Source organism: Streptomyces hyaluromycini (genome assembly GCF_002217755.1).
Lineage (GTDB): Bacteria > Actinomycetota > Actinomycetes > Streptomycetales > Streptomycetaceae > Streptomyces > Streptomyces hyaluromycini.
Window position 1 is genome coordinate 425629 of sequence record NZ_BCFL01000022.1, and the last position, 17505, is coordinate 443133.

General features: G+C 70.9%; 17 protein-coding genes. 13 read left to right on the forward strand and 4 right to left on the reverse strand.

The genetic code is table 11. The annotated features are described in order from the left end of the window. Positions 1-80 precede the first annotated feature (80 nt). The 10 genes from mftA (at position 81) to SSP29_RS28760 (ending at position 9832) form a co-directional block, all read left to right on the forward strand. Positions 81-221, forward strand: coding sequence for a mycofactocin precursor MftA (mftA, locus tag SSP29_RS28715; RefSeq protein WP_089103694.1), 141 nt, complete (start codon positions 81-83; stop codon positions 219-221). A 10-nt stretch (positions 222-231) separates the two neighbouring features. Continuing rightward, a complete protein-coding gene (gene mftB, locus SSP29_RS28720) occupies positions 232-507 on the forward strand; it encodes a mycofactocin biosynthesis chaperone MftB (protein ID WP_089103695.1) in 276 nt (91 codons plus the stop codon). After that, the gene (mftC, locus tag SSP29_RS28725) at positions 504-1727 is read left to right on the forward strand and encodes a mycofactocin radical SAM maturase (protein WP_089103696.1); all 1224 of its coding nucleotides are present in this window, start codon (positions 504-506) and stop codon (positions 1725-1727) included. The genes mftB and mftC overlap by 4 nt, the downstream gene beginning before the upstream one ends. Before the next feature lie 41 nt (positions 1728-1768). Beyond that, positions 1769-3004, forward strand: a complete 1236-nt coding sequence (mftD, locus tag SSP29_RS28730; protein ID WP_089103697.1) for a pre-mycofactocin synthase MftD — start codon at positions 1769-1771, stop codon at positions 3002-3004. 20 nt (positions 3005-3024) lie between these two features. Then, entirely contained in the window at positions 3025-3762 is a 738-nt protein-coding gene (gene mftE, locus SSP29_RS28735) for a mycofactocin biosynthesis peptidyl-dipeptidase MftE (RefSeq protein WP_245883256.1), read from the forward strand. Further along, the gene (gene mftF, locus SSP29_RS28740) at positions 3759-5144 is read left to right on the forward strand and encodes a mycofactocin biosynthesis glycosyltransferase MftF (RefSeq protein WP_089103699.1); all 1386 of its coding nucleotides are present in this window, start codon (positions 3759-3761) and stop codon (positions 5142-5144) included. The genes mftE and mftF overlap by 4 nt, the downstream gene beginning before the upstream one ends. 142 nt (positions 5145-5286) lie before the next feature. Next, positions 5287-6543, forward strand: coding sequence for an amidohydrolase family protein (locus SSP29_RS28745; protein ID WP_150135093.1), 1257 nt, complete (start codon positions 5287-5289; stop codon positions 6541-6543). A 211-nt stretch (positions 6544-6754) separates the two neighbouring features. Beyond that, the gene (locus SSP29_RS28750) at positions 6755-7960 is read left to right on the forward strand and encodes a cytochrome P450 (RefSeq protein ID WP_089103701.1); all 1206 of its coding nucleotides are present in this window, start codon (positions 6755-6757) and stop codon (positions 7958-7960) included. Between the two features lie 115 nt (positions 7961-8075). Further along, complete coding sequence (locus tag SSP29_RS28755; protein WP_089103702.1) at positions 8076-9548, forward strand: FadR/GntR family transcriptional regulator; 1473 nt, start codon at positions 8076-8078, stop codon at positions 9546-9548. Positions 9549-9643: 95 nt separating this feature from the next. Continuing rightward, a complete protein-coding gene (locus SSP29_RS28760) occupies positions 9644-9832 on the forward strand; it encodes a ferredoxin (RefSeq protein WP_089103703.1) in 189 nt (62 codons plus the stop codon). A gap of 59 nt (positions 9833-9891) precedes the next feature. Here the strand turns inward: SSP29_RS28760 and SSP29_RS28765 are convergent, their stop codons facing one another. Further along, positions 9892-10740, reverse strand: a complete 849-nt coding sequence (locus SSP29_RS28765) for a VOC family protein (protein WP_245883258.1) — start codon at positions 10738-10740, stop codon at positions 9892-9894. Between the two features lie 295 nt (positions 10741-11035). Here SSP29_RS28765 and SSP29_RS56610 point away from each other — a divergent pair, with 295 nt between their 5' ends. Both SSP29_RS56610 and SSP29_RS28775 read left to right on the forward strand, forming a co-directional pair. Further along, positions 11036-11428, forward strand: coding sequence for a carboxymuconolactone decarboxylase family protein (locus SSP29_RS56610; protein ID WP_089103705.1), 393 nt, complete (start codon positions 11036-11038; stop codon positions 11426-11428). An 85-nt stretch (positions 11429-11513) separates the two neighbouring features. After that, the gene (locus SSP29_RS28775) at positions 11514-12752 is read left to right on the forward strand and encodes a cytochrome P450 (RefSeq protein WP_089103706.1); all 1239 of its coding nucleotides are present in this window, start codon (positions 11514-11516) and stop codon (positions 12750-12752) included. 67 nt (positions 12753-12819) lie between these two features. Here the strand turns inward: SSP29_RS28775 and SSP29_RS28780 are convergent, their stop codons facing one another. Continuing rightward, positions 12820-14022 (reverse strand): MFS transporter, encoded by a 1203-nt coding sequence (locus SSP29_RS28780; protein WP_089103707.1) that lies wholly within the window; start codon positions 14020-14022, stop codon positions 12820-12822. 54 nt (positions 14023-14076) lie between these two features. Here SSP29_RS28780 and SSP29_RS28785 point away from each other — a divergent pair, with 54 nt between their 5' ends. Next, entirely contained in the window at positions 14077-14694 is a 618-nt protein-coding gene (locus tag SSP29_RS28785; protein WP_089103708.1) for a helix-turn-helix transcriptional regulator, read from the forward strand. Positions 14695-14725: 31 nt separating this feature from the next. Here SSP29_RS28785 and SSP29_RS28790 read toward each other — a convergent pair whose 3' ends face one another. Together SSP29_RS28790 and SSP29_RS28795 are read right to left on the reverse strand one after the other, a co-directional pair. Next, the gene (locus SSP29_RS28790; protein ID WP_089103709.1) at positions 14726-15682 is read right to left on the reverse strand and encodes a redoxin family protein; all 957 of its coding nucleotides are present in this window, start codon (positions 15680-15682) and stop codon (positions 14726-14728) included. Between the two features lie 347 nt (positions 15683-16029). Further along, positions 16030-17487 (reverse strand): MFS transporter, encoded by a 1458-nt coding sequence (locus SSP29_RS28795; protein WP_089103710.1) that lies wholly within the window; start codon positions 17485-17487, stop codon positions 16030-16032. Positions 17488-17505: the final 18 nt, after the last annotated feature.

A 17505-nucleotide genomic window follows, 5' to 3' on the forward strand; every position in this document is an offset into this window, starting at 1 on the left:
GCCAGACGGGTCGGCGGTGCGGACCGCCCTGGTTTTGGCATCGAGTGCCATTACGTTCCCCGCATCCGAGGGAGAGTCGCATGAACGAACTCCGCTCCACCGTGCCCGAAGAGGCGGCCTTCGACGCCGAGCACGACCAGGCCCACGCCTCGCCACCGCTCATCGAGGCCGAGGACCTCCTGGAGGAGATCTCCATCGACGGCATGTGCGGCGTCTACTAGGCGTCGCCGGATGACACGGCTGGACCTCGACCGCGCCTGGGACCTGCATCCGCAGGTCTCGGTGCGCCCCGAACCCTTCGGTGCGCTGTTCTACCACTTCGGCACCCGAAGGCTGACCTTCCTCAAGGACCGCCGGCTGCTCGCGGTCGTACAGCACCTCGCCCACGCCCGGACGGCCCGGACCGCCTGTCTGGCCGCCGGCGTCGACGAGGGCGAACTGGCCCGGTACGGCCGGGCCCTGGCCGCACTCGCCGACGCGTCGATGCTCGTCGGAAGGATCACATGACCACCGCACCCACGGCCCTCGGGCCCACGCCCCGAACGCCACGGCTGGTCGACCTGTTCGAGCACGGACTCGACGCCCCGATCTGCCTCACCTGGGAGCTGACCTACGCCTGCAACCTGGCCTGCGCCCACTGTCTGTCCAGCTCCGGGCGGCGCGACCCGAGGGAGCTGAGCACGGCGGAGGCCAAGGCGGTCATCGACGAACTGGAGGCCATGCAGGTCTTCTACGTCAACATCGGCGGCGGCGAACCCACCGTCCGCCCCGACTTCTGGGAGCTCCTGGACTACGCCACGGCACACCACGTGGGGGTGAAGTTCTCCACCAACGGTGTCCGGATCACTCCCGAAGCCGCCGGGCGTCTCGCCCGCAACGACTACGTGGACGTCCAGGTCTCGCTCGACGGCGCGACCGCCGACGTCAACGACGCGGTACGCGGCCCCGGTTCGTACGCCACGGCGCTGCGGGCGCTGGAGCACCTCGCCTCCGCGGGAATGCGCAACTTCAAGATCTCCGTGGTGTGCACCCGGCACAACATCCCCCAGCTCGACGACTTCAAGGCCCTCGCCGACCGCTTCGGAGCCCAGCTGCGCCTGACCCGGCTGCGCCCCTCCGGACGCGGCGCGGACGTCTGGGACGACCTGCACCCGACGGCCTCGCAGCAACGCGAGCTGTACGACTGGCTGCTCGCCCACGGCGACAACGTGCTGACCGGGGACTCCTTCTTCCACCTCTCCGCCTACGGCCAGGCGCTCCCCGGCCTGAACCTGTGCGGTGCCGGGCGGGTCGTCTGCCTGATCGACCCGGTCGGCGACGTGTACGCCTGCCCGTTCGCCATCCACGAGGAGTTCCTCGCCGGCAACGTCCGCGAGACGGGCGGCTTCGCCGCGGTATGGCGGGACTCCGAACTGTTCCGGCGGCTGCGTGCCCCGCAGCACGGCGGAGCGTGCGCCTCCTGCGCGTTCTACGACACCTGCAAGGGCGGATGCATGGCCGCGAAGTTCTTCACCGGCCTTCCGCTGGACGGCCCGGATCCCGAGTGCGTGCAGGGATACGGCGAGCAGCGCCTCGCGGAGGGTCGGGGCGGCCGTCCACGCCCGTCCGCGGACCATTCCCGGCGCCCGCGGCCGGTGGACCTCGTCCTCACCCGCCGCGAGGACCCGGCCCGGCCGCCGGTGAGCGACTGTGCCCAGGACCCGCTGGCCGGGCTCCGACTGACCTGAGGACCGGATCTCCGGATCTCCGAATCTCCGAGGAGTGGCAGATGCGACGCCGGAACCCCTGGTTCGAATCGGTCGCCGAGGCACAGCGACGGGCCGAGAGGAGACTGCCGAGCACGGTCTACGGTGCGCTCGTCGCGGGCTCGGAGCGCGGGCGGACGATCGACGCCAACATCGCGGCCTTCGCCGAACTGGGCTTCGCCCCGCGGCTCGTGGGCCACCACGCGGAGCGCGATCTGTCGACGACCGTGCTGGGCGTGCCGACGGCCCTTCCCGTGCTCATCTCACCGACCGGCGTCCAGGCGGTGGACCCGGAAGGGGAGGTGGCCGTGGCCCGCGCCGCGGCCGGGCGGGGCGTCATCATGGGTCTGAGCTCGTTCGCGAGCAGACCGGTGGAAGAGGTCACCGCCGCCAACCCGGACACCTTCTTCCAGCTGTACTGGAGCGGTACCCGGGACGCGATGGTGCAGCGCATGGACCGGGCCAGGGCGGCGGGCGCCAGGGCGCTGATCGTCACCCTCGACTGGTCCTTCTCCCACGGACGGGACTGGGGGAGTCCGGCCATCCCGGACCGCGTCGACTGGAGAACCGCGCTGCGCCTCGCCCCCGACGTCCTGCCCCGCCCGGGCTGGCTGTGGCGGTATGCGAGGTCCGGCCGGGTGCCCGACCTCACGGTGCCCAACCTGCGGCCACCCGGCGGCGACGCCCCCACGTTCTTCGGTGCCTACGGCGAATGGATGCAGACCACGCCGCCGACCTGGGAGGACGTCAGGTGGCTGCGGGAGGAGTGGGGCGGGCCCTTCCTCCTGAAGGGCGTGACCCGGCTGGACGACGCCAAACGGGCCGTCGACGCCGGAGTGTCGGGCCTGTCGGTGTCCAACCACGGCGGGAACAACCTGGACACCACTCCCGCCGTCATCCGGGTCCTGCCGTCCATCGCGGCGGCGGTCGGCCACCAGGTGGAGGTCCTTCTCGACGGCGGCATACGGCGCGGCGGGGACGTGGCGAAGGCGCTCGCCCTCGGCGCCCAGGCCGTGCTGATCGGCCGTGCCTACCTCTGGGGCCTCGCGGCGAACGGACAGGCCGGCGTCGAGAACGTGCTGGACATCCTGCGCGGCGGGCTCGACTCGGCCGTGCTGGGCCTCGGGCACTCCCGCGTCGACGAGTTGGGGCCCGGGGACCTGGTGATACCACCGGGCTTCCCGCTGACCCTGGGCGGCGGGGACCTCCCGGTGCCGCCCGAGGCCGTCCCGGCCCACCTCGAATCACCGGTCGCCTGAGCATGCCGGGAGACACCAGCGTGCGAGACCTCTCGGACGCCGTCTGGCCGGCCGTGCCGTCCGGTGCGCTCGTCCTGGTTCCAGTCGGATCCACCGAACAGCACGGTCCGCACCTGACGTTGGACACCGACACCGTGGTCGCCCACGCGGTCGCCCGGCGGACGGCCGACGCTCTCGCCGGCGGACCGTACGGCCAGCCGCTGGTGGCACCGCCGCTCGCGTACGGCGCCAGCGGCGAGCACGCGGACTTCCCGGGCACCGTCTCGATCGGGCAGAAGGCGCTGCACGCGGTGCTCGTGGAGCTGGCGCGCTCGCTGTTCCTGTGGGCGGGCCGCGTCGTGTTCGTCAACGGACACGGCGGCAACACGGCCACCTTCGACAGGGCCGTCGGTCTGCTGCGTGCCGAGGGCCACGACGCCGCCTGGACCTGCTGCGAGGTAGCGGGCGGCGACGCGCACGCCGGCCGGGCGGAGACCGCACTGCTGCTGTACCTGACACCCGACCGGGTACGCCTCGACGACGCTGTCGCCGGTGACACCCGGCCGCTCTCCCTCCTCCTGCCGGAGCTGATGGCCCGGGGCGTCCGCGCGGTCTCCTCCTCCGGTGTGCTCGGCGATCCCGCCGGCGCCTCGGCCGAGGAGGGCCGTCGGGCGATGGCGGCGATGGTGTCCGCGACCGTCGGCCGGATCAGCGCGTGGACCTGCGACGACCGGGGCCGTCTCGGCGATCCGACCCGCCCGGAGGCGGTAGACCCATGACACTTCCCATCGGTTTCGTGGTCGAACTGGACCGGCACACCCGGGTCGTCGACGGGGGCAGGGCTCTCCTCGGCGGGTTCCCGACCCGGCTGCTGCGGCTGACACCGCGGGCCCGGCGGCTCCTCGTGGACCGGAAAGTCCCCGTACGGGACAGGGCGAGCGCGTTCCTCGCGGACCGGCTGCTGGCGTGCGGCATGGCCCACCCGGTGGCCGCATCGCTGCCCGCACCCCCCGACCCCCGCTGCACGGTCGTGATCCCGGTCCGGGACCGCCCGCGCCAACTGGACCGGCTGCTGCGGAGCATCGGCACGGACCATCCGGTGATCGTGGTGGACGACGCCTCACGGCACCCGGCGGCGGTGGCCGCCGTCGCCGCCCGGCACGGTGCCCGGCTGGCCGCCCTGACCGCGAACGTCGGACCCGCCGGCGCCCGCAACGCCGGGCTCCGGCTCGTCACCACCCCGAATGTCGTCTTCGCCGACTCGGACATCGTGCTCGACGCCGACACGGTCCCGACCCTGCTACGGCACTTCGCCGATCCCCGGGTCGCCATGGCCGTACCACGCATCACCGGCCTGCCCACCGCCGCCGCGACCTGGATCGAACGGTACGAGAACGGCCGGTCCTCCCTCGACCTCGGCGCACATCCGGCGCCCGTGCACCCCGGCACGCCCGTGTCCTGGGCGTCCTCGGCCTGCGTGGTGGCGCGGGTGGACATGCTGGGGGAGGGCTTCGACGACGGCATGCGGGTGGGGGAGGACGTCGACCTGTGCTGGCGGCTGGTCGACGCGGGGCTGCGGGTGCGCTACGAGCCCGTGGTCCGGGCCGCCCACGAGCACCGCGTACGCGTGGGGGACTGGCTCCTGCGCAAGGCCGTGTACGGGACCGGGGCCCAGCCCCTCGCCGAGCGGCACCCGGACTTCATCGCGCCCGCCGTGTTCGCCCCGTGGAGCCTGGCGCTCGTCACCGCGCTGCTCGCCCAGCGCCGTTGGTCGGTGCCGGCCGCGGGGGCCGTCCTGGGAGTGGTCACCGTCCGCATCGCCCACAAGCTGGACGGCACCAGGCATCCGTACCGGCTCGCCGTGCGGCTCACCGCCAACGGCGCCCTCGGCACCTTGTCGCAGGCCTCCGCGCTGCTGACCCGCCACTGGTGGCCGCTCACGGTCGTCGGCTGCACCGTGTCCCACCGGGTGCGCAGAGCCACGGCGGTGGCGGCGCTGGCCGACGTGGCACTGGAGTACCAGCACGAACAGGTTCCTCTCGACCCCCTCCGCTACGCCGTCGCCCGCCGTCTGGACGACCTCGCCTACGGAGCCGGCGTATGGCTCTCGGCCCTCCGAGGCCGCTCCACCGGCGCGCTGCGGCCGCGCGTCACCCGCTGACGCGACGCCGACGCGACATTCCGTACCCTCAATTATTGACTCGACCGATCGGTACAGTTAACTTCGTAGGCAAGCCCGGGTGAGTCCTGCAGCGAACGACGAGGTTCGAAAAGGGGTACTTCCTGTGTTCAAGGAATTTGTCGTGTCCGGTGACTCGCACATCATCGAGCCGGTCGATCTCTTCAAGACCCGGCTGCCCAAGCAGCTCCGTGAACGGGCCCTGTGGGAAGAGGAGTTCACCCTGGACGAGCCGATCGTCCCGGGCGGTCACACGGAGTTCAAGAAGCTCCACACCATCGGCTTCGACGGCTGGACCATCTCCAAGTACCGCCAGCACGGCGGTCAGACGCCGGACGGCGAGCCGGAGCACATCATCCGCGACATGGACCTCGACGGCGTCGACGCGTCGGTCATGTTCCCCAACCTCTCGCTGTTCGTCCTGTTCACCGACGACCACGAACTGTCGATGGCTCACGCCCGCGTGTGGAACGACTACATCGCCGAGCGCTACCTCCCCCACCGGGACCGCCTGCGCCCCACGGCGGCGATCCCGCTCACCCACATCCCCGACGCGGTCGCCGAGATCGAGCGCTGCGCCCGGCTGGGGATCGGCGCGATCCTGCTGCCCGACATTCCGCCGGTGCCCTACTGGTCGCCGGAGTACGACCCGGTGTGGGCCGCGGCCCAGGCGAACGGGATGCCGGTCTTCTTCCATGTCGCCACCGGCGGGGTCAAGGTCAGGGAGAACGTCTCGGAGACCGCGGTCACGGTCCGGGGCCTGATGACCTCCATGAACATGGGCAAGGGCCAGCTGACCGACGCCATGGTGGCGAGCCGCACCATGAGCGCCGGGGGCAGCGGGGCGGCCGGTCCGCAGGGGATCATCGCCGACCTGGTGGCCGGCGGCGCCTGCGAGCGCTTCCCCGACCTGCACTTCAACCTCATCGAGTACAGCGCCGGCTGGCTGGTCTCCTACATGGGGTTCATGGACAAACTCTGGAAGACCGGCACCGGCCAGGACCCCGACTGGTGGCTCGGTTTCTGGGACGACTCGCGCTCGCCGAAGGAACAGCCGGCGATGGGACGGCTGTTCGCCGTGAACAGCCGCTGGCCGCACCCGCTCAAGCCCAGTGAGTACGTCCGGCGCCAGATCCACGTGCAGTTCGCCGACGACCCCACAGCCGTCAAGGCCCGCCACATCACCGGCCTGTCGACGATCATGTGGGGCAACGACTACCCGCACGCGGAGGGCACCTTCCGCAGCAGCGCCGACTGTGTCGCCGAGAACTTCGTGGACGTCCCCGACGCCGACCGCGCGGCGATCCTGGGCGGCACGCTCGCCGGGATCGTGGGCTTCGACGCGAGCCGGAAGCTGGCTCCCGTCCCGCAGGGGACCTGAACCGCGACCGGGTGACGGACCGGCCTCGGAGCGACCGGGCTGCGGGGCCGGCTCTGCAGACGGCCCCGCCCCCCGGAGAAGTCAGCCTACCCAAGCATCCCTAAAAAAGTACACTCATTAGGGCGGAGGATCGGTCTTGCTGGGGACGAGCTGATCGCGCTCGGGACAGACAGCGGGGCGCTCCGACGAACGTACGACGAGAGGAGTCGCGATGACCACGACACTCGAACCCGACGGAACCCACGACGGTGTCGCCGCCTACCACTTCGACAACCGGCTCGGCGGGCCGGTGCTCAGCCATCAGAACCGCTGGGACGAGATGGCCGCCGCGCACTCGGGCTTCCGCAGCACCGTCGCCCGCGGCCACTGGGTCGTCACGGACGGCCCGGCGGTGCAGAAGGCGCTCCAGGACTGGCGCACCTTCTCCAACAAGTCGGTGACGGCGCTCGATCCGGATCCGACGTTCCTGTGGATCCCCGAGATGCTGGACCCGCCCGTGCACACCGTGTGGCGGCGGCTGCTCGGCCACTACTTCTCCCCGAAGACCGTCGCGGCCCGCGAGCCGGAGATCCGCAGGGTCGCGGGCGATCTGATCGACGCGCTGAAGGAGCGTGCCGGCGCCGACGTCCTCGACGAGTTCGCGCGCCGTTTCCCGACCCTGATCTTCATGCGCCTGATGGGGCTGCCCGAGGAGGATCTGCCCACCTTCCTGGACTGGGTGCACGAACTGCTGCACCTCTCCCACAGCGAGGACCCGGACGGCAGCAGGCGGCTGGCCGCCATGCGAGCGGTGTCGGCGTACTTCGAGGAACAGATCACGCTACGCCGTTCGGCCCCGCGCGACGACCTGCTCTCCCACGCCATGGCCTGGACCGTCGACGGCACACCGATCAACGACCGCGACATGCACGCCTTCTGCATCCTCCTCTTCCAGGCCGGCCTGGACACGGTCCCGATCTCCATCGGCTGGGCGCTGTACCACTTCGCGACGCATCCGGAGCAGCGCCGGGAGATCGTCGCCGACCCCTCGCTCATCGCCACCGGCGTGGAGGAGACCCTCCGGGTCTACTCCTTCGTCGTCCCGGCGCGGAAGGCGACGCGGGACGTCGAGGTCGGCGGCTGTCCGGTGCGGGCGGGCGAGATGGTGATGCTCCCGCTGGCGGTCACCAACCGCGATCCGGACCGGTTCGACAACCCGAGCGAAGTGGACCTGCGTCGCAAGGCCGTCAACCACATCGCGTTCGGCTCGGGTCCCCATCGCTGCCTGGGGTCGCACCTCGCCCGCCTCGAACTCAACGTGGCGGTCGAGGAGTGGCACCGCCGCATCCCCGACTACCGGATCGCGCCCGGTCAGGATCTCTGGCAGCACGGCAACATGTACGGCATCAAGTCGCTCCGCCTGGAGTGGCGTGGCTGAGCGGGCTCGCGGTGCGGCCGCGAAATGAGGGCACTCCATTCGCGGCACCGTCTCGTCCCTCCGGTGCGGTGACGCATAGACTCGGGAGCCGCGAGAGCCACCGGAGGAGTGACCCATGGCGACTGCCGTCGATCGCGAGTTCGCCGACGGCGAGACCCCTGCCGCGGTCGGCAAACTCGCCGCGCAGACCGCACTGCGTATCGAGGCCACCGTGATCCGCCGGGGCTGGCCGGTCGGCGAGTCACTGGGCTCCGAAGCGGACCTGCGGGAAAGCCTGGACGTGAGCCGCGCCGTGCTGCGCGAGGCCGTTCGACTGGTCGAGCACCACCAGGTCGCGAGGATGCGGCGCGGCCCGGGCGGCGGCCTGATCGTCCGCGCCCCCGACGCCGGACCGGCGACCCGGGCCGTGGTGATCTATCTCGAGTACGTCGGCACCGGCGTCACGGACCTGCTCCAGGCCCGCCTGCTGCTGGAGCCCATCGCCGCGGGACTCGCGGCCGGGCGCCTCACCGAGGACGGGATCGCCACCCTCCGCACGGCGCTCGACGACGAACTCAGGCACCTGGACGACCCGTCGGTCCACTCGCAGGAACCACTCCACCCGCTGCTCGGCGAGCTGTCGGGCAATCCCGTGCTGCACCTGTTCATCGACGTTCTCACCCGCCTCACCGCCCGGTACGCGCACACCTCCCGTCGGCTCTCCAGGGCGGAGACGCGCGAAGCGAAGGAGTTCTCGCACCGGGAGCATCGCGCGGTCGTCGACGCCGTGATCGCCGACGACGGTGCCCGTGCCCAGGCGGAGCTCACCGCGCACCTGGAGTCGGTGACCGCCTGGGTCGCGAAGCACCGCGTGCGCCGCGGCCGGCGCGTCGAGGGGAACGTCGTCGAACCCGAACCGGTCGAGGGCCCGAGGGCCAAGCTCGCCGAGGTCGTGGCGGCCCGGATCCATGACGACATCGCCGCGCGGGGCCGGCGGATCGGGACGGTGCTCGGCTCGGAGGCGGACCTGTTGGCCAGGTACGGCGTCAGCAGGGCCGTGCTGCGCGAGGCCGTCCGGCTCCTTGAGTACCACTCGGTCGCCCGGATGCGCCGGGGCCCGGGCGGCGGGCTGATCGTCACGGAGCCCGAGCCCCGGGCCAGTGTCGACACGATGGCGCTCTTCCTCGAATACCAGGGCGTCACGGCCGACGACCTGCGAATCGTCCGTAACGCCATCGAACTCGGCGTCGTCGCCAGGGTGACCGCCCGGCACGCCGAGGGCGACACGGAGGTCGCCGAGCGCCTGTCCAAGGCCGTGCGGTGGACCACGGAGGGGCCGGCCGGAGAGCCCCGCAAGGCCGACCTCTTCCACTCCGAGCTCGCGGCCCTGGCCGGCAACCCGGTGCTGTCGCTCTTCCTCGACATCATCACCGAACTGTTCCGCCGGCACGCGTCCGGCCACGACCGGCCCCTGCCCGGTGACACGGCCGCGGACGAGGTGCGCCACGTCCACCAGCGCATCCTCGACGCGATCCTGCAGGAGGACGCCGGGGTGGCACGGCACCGCATGCGCCGTCACCTGGACGCGCTCATGCCCTGGTGGCACTGATCCCGACGCCCCCCTCGACCCTCGGCCCCCGTCCCTTCGCCCGATAAATAAGTATCCTGAATATCGAAGCAAGCCCGGTAGAACGGAGTAGCTGAGTGAAGATCACCATCGATGCGGCGCAGTGCTCCGGGCACGCGCGATGCGCGGCAGCGGCGCCCGGACTCTTCCGTCTCGACGACGACGGTTATGCACTGCCCTACGACGGAGACGTCCCCGAGGACCTGGAAGAGGCAGCCCGGGACGGAGAGTCGGCCTGCCCGGAACGAGCGATCACCACAGGGTGACGCCGTGAACGCACGAGCCCCACGGCCTCGGGCCGTGGGGCTCGCGCATGTCCGGTCGCTCAGCCGGCCGGCTGCGGCGGCGGCGTGAAGTGGTGCCCCCAGAACGCGCCGTCGGTGATCTCGTAGACGGGGACCGGCTCCGGCACCTTCAGGCCGTTCCAGCCGAACTCCACGGCATAGTTCTCCGGTGACCACACGTAGAACGACACCATGTGGTCGTTCGTGTGCTTGCCGAGGCTGTGCATCATCGGCACCTCGTACTTGCCGGCCCGGTCCAGGGCGCGTCCGACGTCGTCCAGCGTCGCCGCCTCGACCATGAAGTGCAGCAGGCGCCCGGGGCCCGGCATCGGGGTGACGCCGAGGGTGTGGTGCCGGGGATTGCAGCCCATGAACCAGGTCGTGCCGCCCGGCGAGCGCATGGTGTTCCGCTCGATGAAGCCGAGCACGTTGACGTAGAACTCGAACGTGGTCCGTGCGTCCTCGGCGGACACGATCGCGTGTCCGAACCCCATGTCCCCGGTGACGAACTTCGACACCAGCGGGGTGTGCACGGGCACGTGGTCGAGGACGGTGCCGTAGAAGAGCTCGACCGGGTTGCCGCCCGGGTCGTTGAACTTGACGAAGCCGGTGACCTTGCGGTCCGCCGCCTCGGCCTCGGTGCCGGGCGTCACCTTGATTCCGGCCTTCTCGACGTCCGCGACCAGGCGTTCGAGCTCGCGCTCGTCCAGGACCTCGAAGCCGATCGCCGCCATTCCGGGCTGGGCGCCCGGGGAGACGACGATACGAGCCGGGTAGTCGTCCATCCGGAAGGACAGCGACTCGGAGCCGCCGCCCTCGACCGGCATGAGCCCGAGGAAGTCGGCTCCGAAAGCCTTCCACTTCTCGATGTCGTTGGACTCGAGCCTCAAGTACCCGAGCGAATGAACTCCCATCCGACTCTCTCCTTCACGCTGGTCAGTCCGGGGCGGCCAGGGCCCCGGTTCCTCCATGTGCGCGACGGTAGGCGCTTCGGTGTGCCCGCCGCCCGGGGCCGTCCCACTGACCGGGAGAGACGGGGACGATCGACAGCGGCCGAGTGGGACCGGTCCGGCACGCGAGGATCCGTCCGTCGTGTCATCTGTGCCATCCACGAGGTGTTTATTGTATCGACCGGCTATTCTATTTTTCGCTCAAGGATGCGAAGCCGCACAACGGGAGCGAGTCATGACCGACAAAGACGTTGAGGGAGCAGCCGATCTCAGGGCAGCGGGCTGGACGGCCATGCGGGCGGCCCTGCCGGGCGTCTTCCCCGAGGGCGAGGTCGACCTGCGCGACGGGCGCATCGGCGAGGACCTCGTCGACATCGGCCTCACCAGTGTCTGGGGGTCGTTGTGGGCTCGCGAGGGACTGGCCCCGCGCGATCGGAGCCTGGTCACCCTGGGCATCCTCATCGCCCTGGGGGCGGAGAGCGAGCTGAAGACCCACGTCCGTGTCGCGCTGACCAACGGACTGACACGGGACGAGATCGCGGAGGTCGTCTACCACTCCAGCGGCTACACCGGTTTCCCGCGTGCGGTGGCCGCCCGAACCGCCGCTCGCGAGGCGCTGGCGGACTGACCTGGCCGGCCGTCCGCGTGGCGGAGCAGTCTCCGTCCCGCCCCCGATTTTCCCCCATCCCCCACTTCCCCCTGGAGGAAAGACCATGGCCGAGGCCGACATCAAACCCGCCCTCGACGAACGGATTTACGACTACCAGGACGACCGGGACGCCAAGTGCCCGTTCGCCCCGCCGCCCGGACTGCGCGCTCTGAACGAGAAGGCTCCCGTGACCCGCGGCCGGATCTGGGACGGCAGCACCCCCTGGCTGGTCACGGGCCACGCCGCCCAGCGCGCGATACTCTCCGACCCACGGGTGAGCTCGGACGACAAACAGCCCGGATTCCCGCTGCCCAACCGGGCGATGGCCGAGAACGTCCAGCACTATCCGCTGACCATCTTCAACGCGGACGGCGCGGACCACACCCGCATCCGCCGCATGATGACCCGGCCGTTCACCCGACCGCGGATGGAGGCGCTGCGGCCGGAGATCCAGCGGTTCACCGACGAGCTGATCGACAAGATGCTGGCCGGTCCCAAGCCGGTGGACCTGGTGACCGCGCTGTCGCTGCCGCTGCCCTCGCTGATGATCTGCGCGCTGCTCGGAGTGCCGTACGAGGACCACGACTTCTTCCAGGAGAACGCCTCCTTCGCCACCCGCAGCGACAAGACCGCCGAGGACGACCGGCGGGCCAACGAGGCGCTCGGCGGATACCTGGCGGCGCTGCTGCAGACGAAGATGGAGAACCCCGGCGACGACGTGCTCTCGGACTTCGCCGCGCGGATCAAGGACGGCGACCTCACCCTTCCCGAGGCGACCCTGCTCTCGATGATCCTGCTGATCGCCGGGCACGAGACCAGCGCCAACATGATCACGCTGGGCACCGCACTGCTGCTCGAAAACCCCGAACAGCTGGCCCGGTTGCGGGAGATCGACGACACGAAGGCCGTCGCGGGCGCGGTCGAGGAGATCCTGCGCTATCTGACCGTCGCCCAGTTCGGACAGCGGCGGATCGCCAAGGAGGACTTCGAGTTCGAGGGCGTACGCATCGAGGCCGGCGACGGCATCGTCGTCCCGCTGCCCGCCGGGAACTGGGACCCGACGGCGTTCCCCGAGCCGGAGAAGCTGGACCTCGACCGCAAGGCGAGCCACCACCACGCCTTCGGCTGGGGCATCCACCAGTGCCTCGGCCAGCAACTCGCCCGGATCGAGCTCCAGGTCGTCTACGGCACCCTCTACCGCCGCGTCCCGACCCTGCGCCTCGCGGTCGACCGAGAGGAACTCACCTTCCGGCCGGCCGACTCGCTCGCCTTCGGCATCAAGGAGCTGCCGGTCACCTGGTAGCCGGGGCCGGGCTCCGTCCCGGCCCCGCGGTACCTTTCCGCATCTCCGGCCCGTTCCGGCGGGCGGGTCAACGCCGCGCAGCCGCCGCATCCGTGCCGTCCCCGGTCCGCCGCGCCGTCGCCACGGGCTTCGGCGCGGCGGGTTCGGGCAGGGTGCGGAACAGCAGCCAGCTCAGCACGGGCATCAGGATCAGGGGGGCCAGTGCCGTGCGCAGGGAGGTCGCGTCGGCGATGCTGCCGATGAGGGGGCTGACCAGGCCGCCGATGCTGACGGTCAGTCCGAGGGTGACTCCGCCGGCGGTGCCGACGCGGGTGGGCAGGTAGTCCTGGCCGAGGGTGACGTGCAGGGAGAACGGGACGTACAGGCCGGCGGAGGTCAGCGCCACGAACACGTAGAACAGCGGGCCGGGGACGAACACGGTTCCCGCGACGGCGGCGACCGTGAGGAGGTAGGACCAGCGGGCGACGGTGACCCGGTCCCAGCGGTTGGCCAGGCTGCCGCCCAGTACGGAGCCCAGCGCGCCGCCGGCGTAGAGCACGGACAGCGCCGCCGTGCCGGCTGCCGTACCGCCGCCCGTGCGCTGCCGGGCGTAGAGCGAGATGAAGGTGCTCAGGCCGACGAAGACGATGGACCGGAAGACCACGGCCAGCGACAGCTTCACGAACGACGCCTTGTCGTCGGTGCCCACCCCGATGGTGGTGTCGGGGCCGCCGACGGCTGCCTTCTGATGCAGCGCGCGCAGGACGGGCAGGCAGAGCACGCTGCCGGCGAGGGCGGGCAGTACGAGCAGGGGCGACAGGCGCAGGCCGCCGGAGGCGACGACGGCGGTGACCATGAGCGGCGCGGCGGCGAAACCGAGGTTGCCGCCGACGGAGAACCAGCCCATCGCGCTGTGGCTGCCCGCGCTGACGAGCCGGGCGATGCGGGCGGACTCGGGATGGTAGGCGGCGATCCCGACGCCGGACACCGCCACGGACACCAGCGTCAGCTGGTAGGAGCCGCTCAGCCCGCTCAGGGCGATGCCGAGTCCGCCCAGGACCGTGCTCACGGGCAGGATCCAGGGCATCGCCCAGCGATCGGTGAGCAGGCCGAACACGGGCTGGGCCACCGAGGACAGCACCGACGCGGCGAGCACGATGCCCGACACCGCCGCGTAGCCGTAGGCGCGCTCGGCGACGAAGAACGGGACGAGTGAGGCGACCGCGCCCTGGTAGATGTCCACACAGGCATGGCCGACCGACAGCAGAGTGATCGATCTGTTCCTTGACACATCACCATGCTCACGGCCGGACAACATGTCGTGCTTCCGATAAACTGCCAGGCAATGACAGAAATCCGCCACGAGTCCGTGGCGCCGACCCGTACCCAGTGGCTGGCGCCCGGAGCCGCCATCGACGCCCACCGCCACGACGACCACCAGATCGTCTACGCGGGCCGGGGCGTGCTGGCCGTGACGACCGGCACCGGAACCTGGATCGCGCCGGGCACCCGCGCCATCTGGGTACCGGCCGGCACCCACACCCCGCACGACGAGAGTCCCGAACGCGGGCGGCTGCGGGCCGTGCTGCTCGACCAGCTGAGGGCCTCGCCCCAGCAGCCCCTGCACCTGCCCACCCCGACCACCCCGCAGCTCAAGGCGGTCTGCGAGATCCTGCGCACCGACCCCGCCGACGACCGCACCCTGGCAGCCCTCGGCAGGGAAGTCGGCGCCAGCGACCGCACCCTCTCCCGCCTCTTCAAGGCCGACCTCGGCATGACCTTCCCGCAGTGGCGCACCCAACTGCGCCTGTACCGCGCCCTGGTCCTGCTGGCCGAGGACACCCCGGTCACCACCGTGGCCCACCTGTGCGGCTGGTCGTCCGCCAGCGCCTTCATCGACGTTTTCCGCCGCGCCTTCGGACACACCCCGGGAACACACCAACCCCGCCGGCAGACAGACTGACCGTCACGGCGACCGGCTGCATCACCCCGATTTACCGGGGGTTGTCCCGAAGCCAGGCCAGGACCTGGGCGGCGTGTTCGTTCGGGGGGAAGACCGGGTAGAAGACGTGCTCGATCACGCCGTCCCGGACGATCAGGGTCAACCGCTTGTAGAGCGTCAGCCCGTTGGTCTCGAAGGTGGGCAGGCCGAGTTCCTGTGCCAGGCTCCGTGCCGGGTCGGAGAGCATCTGGAACGGCAGATGCAGCCGCTCCGCGACCTCACGCTGGTAGTCGGTCTCCTGACTGGAGAGGCCGAACACACCGCCGGCGCCGGCGGCGAGGAGATCCTGGTAGTGATCGCGGAAGCCGCAGGTCTCGGGGGTGCAGCCGCGCGCCCCGGGGATCGAGTCCCAGCCGTCGGGCAGGTCGACGCCCGGGCGGCCGGTGAGCGGGTAGACGTAGATCACGGTGCGTCCCGCGCCGAGCGCGTCGAGGCGGACGGTCGCGCCGTCGGTGCCCGGGAGTTCCAGGCGCGGCAGCTTCGTGCCCGGCAGGTGGGCAGCCGCGCCGTCGTCCTCGGGGACGGGCAGGTCGGCGGGCAGGCTGGTGTAGTCGGTCATCAGGTCCTCTCCTTCGTTGACCGGTGAGAGGCGGCCGCCCCGGTGGGCGGCCTGGTGCAGGTGCGTGACGAGTACCGCCCGGCGGGCGGTGAGCCCCTCGATCCGCTGGGTGAGCTCGTCGATCGCGTCCCGGTAGGTGGCCAGCGAGGCCGGACACTCGTCGGCATGTCGGTGGCCGGCCGTGAGGCACTCCAGGAACGGGCGGGTGCGCTCGACGGGAATCCCGAGACTGCCGAGCGCCCGGATCTCCTGCGTAAGGCGTACGTCGTGCTCGCCGTAGTCCCGATAGCCGTTGGCCAACCGCTCGGGCGTGATCAACCCCAGCGATTCGTAGTAGCGCACCGCCTTCGTGGTCACACCCGCCCGGCGGGCCAGCTCGCTGATCTGCATGTCTCTCACCTCGACGAACGCTAAACCTTGCCCCCGAGGGTAAGGTCAAGCCGAGGCGTAGAGGCTGTACCGCCTCCCCCCCCCGGGCCTCCGTGAGAACACCGCGTCGAGCAGTCGGCCCCGCAGTGGATGCCCGCCGAACGGTACGGAACTTCCGGGACGGGACGGCTCCGCATCGACCGCCGACGACCGGCAGGGCGTACCCGCGCCGACATGGGTTCGGGCTCCCGCGCCGCGAGCAGCGGTGCGGGAGCCCGTTCAGGCCACGGTACGGTCGAGGTCCTCCGCTCGTGCCGACCTCATGGTCCTGGGACGAACACCCCGGTGATCACACCGGGGGGACGGGATCAGGCGGCCTGGCCGACCTCCGCGTCCTGGAGACGCTCGGCCTTCGGCACCAGGGCGACGCACAGTCCACCGAGGGCACAGCAGCCGACGACCAGCCACATCCCGTTGGTGAACCCCTTGTCGAGGTAGAACTGAGTGCCCTTCAGGACCATTCCGTGCTGTGCCATCACCACGTAGGCCACCTGGGAGACGACGATCTGCGCCACTCCCTGAGCGAGGTTCTGCGCGCCGTTGGCGAGAGCCTGCTCCTCCGGGCTGACCACTTCGATGATCATGATGGGTACGACGGCGACGACGATGCCGGTACCGAGTCCCGCGACCACGCCCCAGGAGATGATCTGGGCGGCGGTGTGGTGGTACTGCGTGCCGATGCCGTAGCCGAGGACGGCCAGCGCGGCGCCGACGGCCAGCAGGAGCCGGCTGTCCCGGCGGCGGGCGAGCATGCCCGTCCCCACGGCACCCACGATGATCATGACGCTGATCGGGCTGGTGACGATGGCGTTGTGCGTTCCGGACCAGCCCAGGCCGTCGGAGACGTGCGGGATCTTGGGCATCAGCACCAGCAGCTGGATCACCACACCGACGGCGCTGAGCGAACCGGCCGCCACGGAGGTGGCGAGCAACGCCGTCCACACGGTGCGGCGCCGCGTCATGGCCAGCGGGAACAGCGGCTCGGCGACCCGGCGTTCGACGAGCAGGAAGGCGATCAGCGCGACCACCGCACCCACGACGAATCCGATGAACTTGCCGCTGCCCCAGCCCCAGTCCGCCCCCTCGCCCACGGCGTAGACGATGAGGGTGACGCCGCCGCCGAGGAGGATTCCGCCGGCCCAGTCCATCCGGCCGCCGCGTTCGCGGACGGGGCTCTCCGGGACGAGGAACGTCACCAGGAGCAGGCTCACGGCCGTGCTGATCGCCATGAACCACAGAACGCCGCGGAAACCGTGGTTGTCGAGCAGCCAGCCGGACAGGAAGGGGCCGCCGAAGGCGACGAGCCCCACACCGCCGGCCATGACCCCGTTGGCCAGCCCGACCCAACGGCGGGGGAAGACGTCACGGGTGATGGCGTAGCAGATCGGAGTGGCCGCCACGTAGATGCCCGCGATGCCGCGCCCGATCAGCAGCGTGCGGTAGTCGGTGGCGACGGCGGCGACGAGGTCTCCGACGAGGCCCAGCGCGGTGGCGACGACCAAGGCGCGCTTCTTGCCGAACAGGGCCGCTCCCTTGACCACGAAGGGGAGGAAGAAGGTCCCGCTCAGCAGGGTCATCAGGGTGAACCAGGCGATCTGGGTCGTCTGGAAGTGGATCGCGACCGCGGCCTGTGTCACGCCCGACAGCGCGGCCACGAGGGACACCAGCTGCACGGCCCACAACAGGGCGACGACGATGAGCACGTTGTGCGGGGTCGAACGGGATCTTTCCGACGTCTCGGGTGGCGTGGTCTGTGTCTGGGACATGGAAGGGCCTTCCGTGGG

What these genes read in the sequence shown, in the direction of transcription:
- mftB (WP_089103695.1), top strand. Translation starts at nt 232, where the DNA reads ATGACACGGCTGGACCTCGACCGCGCCTGGGACCTGCATCCGCAGGTC.
- mftD (WP_089103697.1), top strand. Translation starts at nt 1,769, where the DNA reads ATGCGACGCCGGAACCCCTGGTTCGAATCGGTCGCCGAGGCACAGCGA.
- SSP29_RS28790 (WP_089103709.1), bottom strand. Translation starts at nt 15,682, where the DNA reads ATGCAGATCAGCGAGCTGGCCCGCCGGGCGGGTGTGACCACGAAGGCG.
- mftC (WP_089103696.1), top strand. Translation starts at nt 504, where the DNA reads ATGACCACCGCACCCACGGCCCTCGGGCCCACGCCCCGAACGCCACGG.
- SSP29_RS28750 (WP_089103701.1), top strand. Translation starts at nt 6,755, where the DNA reads ATGACCACGACACTCGAACCCGACGGAACCCACGACGGTGTCGCCGCC.
- SSP29_RS28755 (WP_089103702.1), top strand. Translation starts at nt 8,076, where the DNA reads ATGGCGACTGCCGTCGATCGCGAGTTCGCCGACGGCGAGACCCCTGCC.
- mftA (WP_089103694.1), top strand. Translation starts at nt 81, where the DNA reads ATGAACGAACTCCGCTCCACCGTGCCCGAAGAGGCGGCCTTCGACGCC.
- SSP29_RS56610 (WP_089103705.1), top strand. Translation starts at nt 11,036, where the DNA reads ATGACCGACAAAGACGTTGAGGGAGCAGCCGATCTCAGGGCAGCGGGC.
- SSP29_RS28785 (WP_089103708.1), top strand. Translation starts at nt 14,077, where the DNA reads ATGACAGAAATCCGCCACGAGTCCGTGGCGCCGACCCGTACCCAGTGG.
- SSP29_RS28795 (WP_089103710.1), bottom strand. Translation starts at nt 17,487, where the DNA reads ATGTCCCAGACACAGACCACGCCACCCGAGACGTCGGAAAGATCCCGT.
- SSP29_RS28775 (WP_089103706.1), top strand. Translation starts at nt 11,514, where the DNA reads ATGGCCGAGGCCGACATCAAACCCGCCCTCGACGAACGGATTTACGAC.
- mftF (WP_089103699.1), top strand. Translation starts at nt 3,759, where the DNA reads ATGACACTTCCCATCGGTTTCGTGGTCGAACTGGACCGGCACACCCGG.